Annotated in this window: 6 protein-coding genes; all 6 read right to left on the bottom strand. The window is 39.9% G+C overall.

The genetic code is table 11. The features are described 5' to 3' along the window. The coding region (gene pepN, locus WA010_RS07850) for an aminopeptidase N (RefSeq protein WP_422556577.1) at positions 1-1,329 on the bottom strand (1,329 nt) is incomplete at its 3' end. 43 nt (positions 1,330-1,372) lie between these two features. Next, positions 1,373-2,803, bottom strand: a complete 1,431-nt coding sequence (locus WA010_RS07855) for an NAD(P)/FAD-dependent oxidoreductase (RefSeq protein WP_422556578.1) — start codon at positions 2,801-2,803, stop codon at positions 1,373-1,375. 81 nt (positions 2,804-2,884) lie between these two features. Then, the gene (gene hypA / locus WA010_RS07860; RefSeq protein WP_422556579.1) at positions 2,885-3,226 is read right to left on the bottom strand and encodes a hydrogenase maturation nickel metallochaperone HypA; all 342 of its coding nucleotides are present in this window, start codon (positions 3,224-3,226) and stop codon (positions 2,885-2,887) included. A gap of 119 nt (positions 3,227-3,345) precedes the next feature. Then, positions 3,346-4,338, bottom strand: a complete 993-nt coding sequence (gene hypE / locus WA010_RS07865; RefSeq protein WP_422556580.1) for a hydrogenase expression/formation protein HypE — start codon at positions 4,336-4,338, stop codon at positions 3,346-3,348. Beyond that, complete coding sequence (locus tag WA010_RS07870) at positions 4,335-5,384, bottom strand: PDDEXK nuclease domain-containing protein (RefSeq protein WP_422556581.1); 1,050 nt, start codon at positions 5,382-5,384, stop codon at positions 4,335-4,337. Before WA010_RS07870 ends, hypE begins: the two co-directional genes overlap by 4 nt. After that, the gene (locus WA010_RS07875) at positions 5,385-6,680 is read right to left on the bottom strand and encodes a P-loop NTPase fold protein (protein WP_422556582.1); all 1,296 of its coding nucleotides are present in this window, start codon (positions 6,678-6,680) and stop codon (positions 5,385-5,387) included. It lies immediately after the preceding gene. Between the last annotated feature and the right edge of the window lie 92 nt (positions 6,681-6,772).

Below are 6,772 nucleotides of genomic sequence, written 5' to 3' on the forward strand. Positions count from 1 at the left end.
TTGAGAATACCACCGTTTAAACTGGCTCAAATCGACCGGACTTTCACTCTGCATCGCCCACAGAAAATCCTCCGTCCCAACCGCATTTCCATCAAAGGTCTCGAAGTAAAGATCCATAGCACGGCGAAACCGCTCCCTTCCTAGAACCGTATACATCATCCGAATCACTTCGGCACCCTTTTCATAGACGGTAGCGGTATAGAAGTTGTTGATCTCCATATAATGATCCGGTTTGATCGGATGAGCTGTCGGCCCCGCATCCTCGACGAACTGCCGCTCACGTAGTGCTCTCACATCATCCAGACGCTGAGTCAGAGGGGAGTTCATATCGGCACTAAAACATTGATCTCTAAACACCGTAAGACCCTCTTTAAGCGTCAGCTCAAACCAATTTCGACACGTAATGCGGTTCCCCGTCCAGTTGTGAAAATACTCATGGGCGATAACACTCTCAATCCCCAAAAAGTCGGTGTCGGTCGCCGTCTCTTCATCGGCAAGGACGTAATGGGAATTAAAAATATTGAGCCCTTTATTCTCCATCGCCCCCATGTTAAAACTATCCACCGCAACGATGTTATAGACCTCCAGATCGTATTCACGCCCGTAGGTATATTCGTCCCACTCCATCGACTTTTTGAGGCTCCGCATCGCATGGTGACATTTATCCTCGTTTCCGCGATCGCAATAAATCGCTAAATCAACATTTTTTCCGCTCATCGTAGTAAAGGTATCGGTAATGGAGCCTAAATCCCCTGCGACCAATGCAAAGAGATAACACGGTTTAGGGATCGGATCTTCCCATAACGCCATATGTTTACCATTTTCCAACGTCGCGGTTCCACGAAGGTTGCCGTTGCTGAGGAGTATCGGACATTTTTCTTTATTAGAAATAATTTTGGTAGTAAATTTTGTCATTACATCGGGACGGTCAATACAATAGGTAATGCGGCGGAACCCTTCGGGTTCGTTTTGAGTACACCAGATCCCACCCGAACGGTATAGCCCTTCTAATTCCGTATTTTCATCAGGATAGATACGGTTAATAATCCGAATTCGGGCACTATCATAATTCAACGGAAGGATAAGTACACTCTCTTGGAGTGTATACATCGTCTCATCGAGGAGTTCATCGTTCACCCAAATGAGCTCTAAATCGAGTTTTTCACCGTCGAGTCGAAGCTCTTTGGCATCACGATTTTGACGACGAATTTCCATAATGTTCTCAACTCTCGTTGATGACTCTTCGATAATAAATTCAAGCGAACAGGTCAAAACCGTATAATCGCTTGAAATATAATCTTTAAAATAATGTGTACTATGTTGATTCATAACTCTAAACCATTGTCGTAAATTTTACGACATCATACCATGTTTACATAAGTCCATTCAGCATCAAATATCGATACATAGGTTTAAGCATATAAAGATCAAATGCCCACCAAATCCAACGAGGCTGTGCCGGATCAAGTGGAAATGATGGAGCTAGTCCGTCATAATTAAATTCTGCCATAATAATTTCACCATATGCAGTTTTCAATGGACAAACAGTATAACCATCAAATTTCAGCACAAGCTCTTTTTTCTCCATCACGGCAATCAAATTCCCAACAACTATAGGAGCATGATGACGTGCACTTCCTCCTGTTTTACCAATCGGGATACCGCATACATCTCCGATTCCAAAAACATTACTATAGCGGCGATGCTGAAGAGTCTCTTTATCAACTTCCAACCACCCTTGCGCAGAACCTTTTTGCCATCCGAGTGGAGAATTAACTACCGCATCAACGGCAGCCATTGGAGGGACAATATGGATAAAATCGTACCCTATAGAGACTTCTTCTTCTTTATCGATCATCTCATATTCTTCAAGATCTTTATCGTATTCACCCTGTTCTTCATATTTATGCAAGAATGTTGCTATTTTTTTCTCCACATCAATAGCAATAAGATCGTGTCCAAATTTATTGGTAATGTTCCCATAACGTTTTTGCGTTTTCGTCAAGGCTTCTTCGATTTCAGGAAGACTAAATAGTTTCCCTCCTGCTGTAGCAAACGTAAATTCAGCACTCAGGTTGTCACGATGGAGATAATCATTGCTCAGATAAAGAATTTTTTGCGGTGCGCCACCACATTTGATCGGAGTTGAAGGTTGCGTACACAATACACGTGGTTTAGAAGTTTTAGCCGCTTCTTTGATCGCATTGAACCATTCAAATGTTATCCGTCCCCCTTCTGCCGTTCCAGCTGCAACATCATTTAAATAGACGCTAGAAATACCATTCTTACCAATCATATCCTTAGTGAGCCCAGTAATTTTTTCATAGTGATATTGTAATCCTGTTGCAACAACAAGATAATCGTATTCTACAAGAGTTCCATTTTTTGTGCTCAATTTATTATTATCGGGGTCAAATGTTGCCACTTCATCTTTTATCCATGTCACACCTTCACCGATATATCCGGTATTATCAAAGATAATATCCTCCAACTCATACTCACCTGCCGCAACAAATACTTGACCCGGTTGATAAATATGTTTTTCATTGGGAGCAATAATAGTAATATCCGGATTAGCCAACCCTTTTTGCAAACGGGCAAGAACCATCAAAGCACTCGGTCCTCCCCCAACAATAACAATTTTGCCTGTCGCATTTGATACAGAAGCTTCCAACGATGTTGGAGCAGCAGAACCAGCTAATACTGATGCAGCAACCGGCGATAACGCCATCATTTTTAGTGCACTCCGACGTGACAATCCTTTGTTTTCATCGATTTCTTTTATCACTTTTTCGAAATTCATAGCTACACTCCTATAATATTTATGTATCCATTATCTCTTTTTAATGATTAATTAATTCTAAATTTTATCGGCATTTTCAAACTACTCCATTTCCAATGACATTAAAAACATATCTTCGCCCTCTATCACTTTGACGTCCAGACTTTCGCACGCGGGGCATTTATAATAAATCTTTTCCAACGTCGTTTGCACCCCGCATCCCTTACACTCGATCACGAGCGGCTGAACGTTCATCACAAAATCCGCCCCGTCACACACCGTTTTCTCTTTAAACGTATTAAACGCGATTTCGAGCAAGTGCGGCTCAACTCCCGACATTTTCCCGATCTTTACGACGATTTTTGTCACCGACTCCGCTTCATTTTCACGGGCAATATCCTCACACTGAGTTAACAGTGCTTGTACTATCGAATATTCATGCATAATAGCTTCCTCTCTCCACAATTCCTATTTCCGTTCGCCCTGAGCCTGTCGAAGGGTGATATTCATGGTTCGACATACCCAAAGGGCACGTGAGCTCACCACGAACGATTTTAAAACTTCTAACATATCCTCGGTAATAACTCGCCATTCGGGGTCTCTAAAAATCGAGACGTCCCCCACGGGCTTTTCAATATCACTTTTTGCGGATACTTTTGAGTCACTTCTCCCACCACCGAAGCCATTGCGCACACGTCAAAACCTCCCAGTATCTCTAGGGCTTTTGCGGCGGAATCTTTGTGGATTGCCAACACAAACGTCCCCTCATTCGCCAATGCCGTCGCTTCAAAGCCCAGCATCTCGCAAATCCCTTTGACCTCATCGCTCACGGGAATTTTTGCTTCTTCTACTTCGATACAGACGTTCGACTGTCTCGCCCACTCATTCAGCACCGCCGCGACCCCTCCGCGTGTTGCATCACGCATCGCCGTGATCTTGATCCCTGCATCCATAAGTGCTTTCACCTGCGGATAGAGCGAGTTACAGTCACTTTTGAGGATACTGCTCATCTCCATCCCCTCACGCGCGGCGAAAATCGTCGCCCCGTGGCACCCGATGTCGCGATTGATGAGAATCACATCTTCTTCGCTCACATTGTTCGAGCTGATCCCCGCTTGGACGATCTCGCCGAGTCCCGTGGTGTTGATGAATATCTTATCCACGCTCCCCTTCGGGACGACTTTAGTATCTCCGCTCACGACTACCGCACCGTTGATCGCTAACTCGCTTCTCATGCTCTCGACGATCCGCTCCAAACTCTCGACCTCAAACCCCTCTTCGATGATGACACTGCACGTCAGATACTTCGGCACTGCCCCCATCATCGCCAAATCGTTGCACGTACCGCACACCGCAAGCTTCCCGATGTCCGCCCCTGCAAAAAAGAGGGGACTCACCGTAAAACTATCGGTCGTCATCGCCAAATTCCCGATCACCGCCGCATCTTCACTGCGCTCTAAAATCTCGTTTTTAAAGGCTTTGTAAAATACTTTTTTGATCAGTTCGTTGTTCTCTTCGCCGCCGTTGCCTTGGGCTAATGTGATTGTTTTGGTCATTGCATGTCCTCATCTACGTTATCAGAATTTTCAATCTCTTTATGAAGTTCTTTTATGAGTTCTTCTTCACTAGGTAGATAGAGCTGATATTTACTCGCAAGTATTGTTTTATTATTCTCTGGAAGGGTGTATTTAACTACCGTATCATTTTTATCGGCACACAGCAACACACCGATTGTCGCATTTTCAAACGCTTGCTTTTCTACTCTGTCAAAATAGTTGACATACATCTGCAACTGCCCAATATCTTGATGGGTCAATTTATGCGTTTTAATCTCAAACACGACGAAACATTGAAGCAACCTATTGTAAAAAACCAAATCGATAAAAAAATCATCCCCATCGATATGTATCCGTTTTTGACGAGCAACAAATGAAAATCCATTCCCAAGTTCCAATAAAAAGGCTTGAAGATTTGAGATAATCGCACTCTCTAAATCTTTTTCATAATAAACACTTTTTTTCTCTAACCCTAAAAATTCTAACACCATCGGGTCTTTTATAATCTCATTTGGATTGATCGGAAACTTTTCATTTTTCGCTACTTCTAAAACGGATTGTTTATCATTACTCAAAAGCAGCCTCTCATACAGTGATGCGTTTATCTGCCGTTCAAGGTCTCTACTGCTCCAATTATTTTTTGTACTTTCTGCAATATAAAACTCTCTTTTGTCATTGTCCTCTATCCGCAAAAGAAGCCTATATTGCGTCCAACTCAATTGTGAACGCAGTGCGTTCACAATTGGAAAAGCTTTGTAAAACTGCAAAAATAAGTATAGTTGCCGATAAGAATATCCGCTTCCGTAAATAGGTTCCAACGCATTAGAGAGATTTTTAATGATCGCTTTACCGTATTCAGCCCGATCATCTCCGCCCTGAACCTCTTCGTAAATTCTTTTACCTATGTTCCAATAGAGCAATACCCGCTCAAAATCAATAGCTCGTATGGCTTTTTGTTGGGAGGTCGCTATAAGGTTTTTTACATCATCTGTAAGAATTTTAGTTTGTAACGCTTTATTGATGTTTTGATTTGGTGTTTTGGTCATTTATAATATTCCTGTTTCAATAAAGTCATTGATCACATTTAATTTATCAACTTCTATTTGATTATGACTTTGCGAATAATTATAAAGTCCAAAAGAAATTAAAAAATGTAGGCTTTTTACTAATGATTTATTTTCATCTATAAAATTTAATATTATTTCGCCATTATCAGGATTTTGATCTATCCTACCTATTCTTTTCTCGTCTAATAAAATTTCTTGTTTCAAATTTTCTATAATTTTCACATCATATTTTGCCTTTTCTAACATCTTAGATGCTATAAGCATAAAATCAATATTACTTTTTATCGTTGAATGTGTCAGAAATTTTATTTGAACATCCTCATCTAAAGTATAAGTGAGTAAACTATTTTTATTTGGTATTCCTCCTTCGTATGACAAAGCTTGTGCAACATGATGATTAAGTATAAAATTTATGTTGACTAAAACAAAATAGCGAATATAAAATGTAGAACAATACATTTGCTTAGAATGCCATTCTGAAAGGTTGTCTAAAACTTGTATTAAAATTCTTGCGTTTACTATACCGACTTCGTCAAATGTATCTTTTAAAGTTTTTTCAATTTCATTGTCGTCTCTCAAAATTGCATATTTAGTATATTGAATAATAAGTTCAAAAAGTTCATTACACGTCGGAGCAAACTTCAAATATTTTGAGACGGTTTTTTCTTTGACATTAGTAAAAACTTCTCTCTCTTTCCCCTCAAAAACATCATCGTTCAAAATGATGACTATCGTGGCTTTGTACTGTAAAGCAAGATTGGTTATAAAGCCAAATAGATCATTTAAATTGACAAGAGTTGACTTGCGTTCAAAATCATCAAAAGCAATAATTAACCCCTCTTTGATAAATTCTTTTGCGGTACTTTGTTTAGAACTTTCATTTAAATTTTTTACAAAATCTACTATTGGCGTGACTTTTATATCTGAAAATTGATCGATAAACGAAGATAACGAAGAAAAAGATGAAGATAATTTTTCAATAGCCCCTTTTTCTATATTGTCTTTGCCTAAACTTTTGTAATACGCTTTTGTAAATACTTCATTCTCTATCTCTTGTAAAGAAGATTTACCGTACAGACTGATATAAATATTCAGTTTTTCTATTTGATCCAGTTTTACTTTTATAGAATCATCAGATAAATGCCAAAAATGGGTTTTTCCGCTTCCCCATTCACCGGAAAGCATAATTACTTTTTCGTTACTGATTTCTTTCAGTAAATACCCATCATCATTGTCACCGATGAGATATTTTTTTAACTTTTCGACATTACTCATTATCATCCCTAGTTAAATATTTCCTATTTATCATTCAACACTTCCCAATGCCCGCTTTTCAAACTACCGACCCTTTGCAATCTCCCCTGCTC

Source organism: Sulfuricurvum sp., assembly GCF_049305995.1.
Classification (GTDB): Bacteria; Campylobacterota; Campylobacteria; order Campylobacterales; family Sulfurimonadaceae; genus Sulfuricurvum.

What these genes read in the sequence shown, in the direction of transcription:
- WA010_RS07855 (WP_422556578.1), bottom strand. Translation starts at nt 2,803, where the DNA reads ATGAATTTCGAAAAAGTGATAAAAGAAATCGATGAAAACAAAGGATTG.
- hypA (WP_422556579.1), bottom strand. Translation starts at nt 3,226, where the DNA reads ATGCATGAATATTCGATAGTACAAGCACTGTTAACTCAGTGTGAGGAT.
- hypE (WP_422556580.1), bottom strand. Translation starts at nt 4,338, where the DNA reads ATGACCAAAACAATCACATTAGCCCAAGGCAACGGCGGCGAAGAGAAC.
- WA010_RS07870 (WP_422556581.1), bottom strand. Translation starts at nt 5,384, where the DNA reads ATGACCAAAACACCAAATCAAAACATCAATAAAGCGTTACAAACTAAA.
- WA010_RS07875 (WP_422556582.1), bottom strand. Translation starts at nt 6,680, where the DNA reads ATGAGTAATGTCGAAAAGTTAAAAAAATATCTCATCGGTGACAATGAT.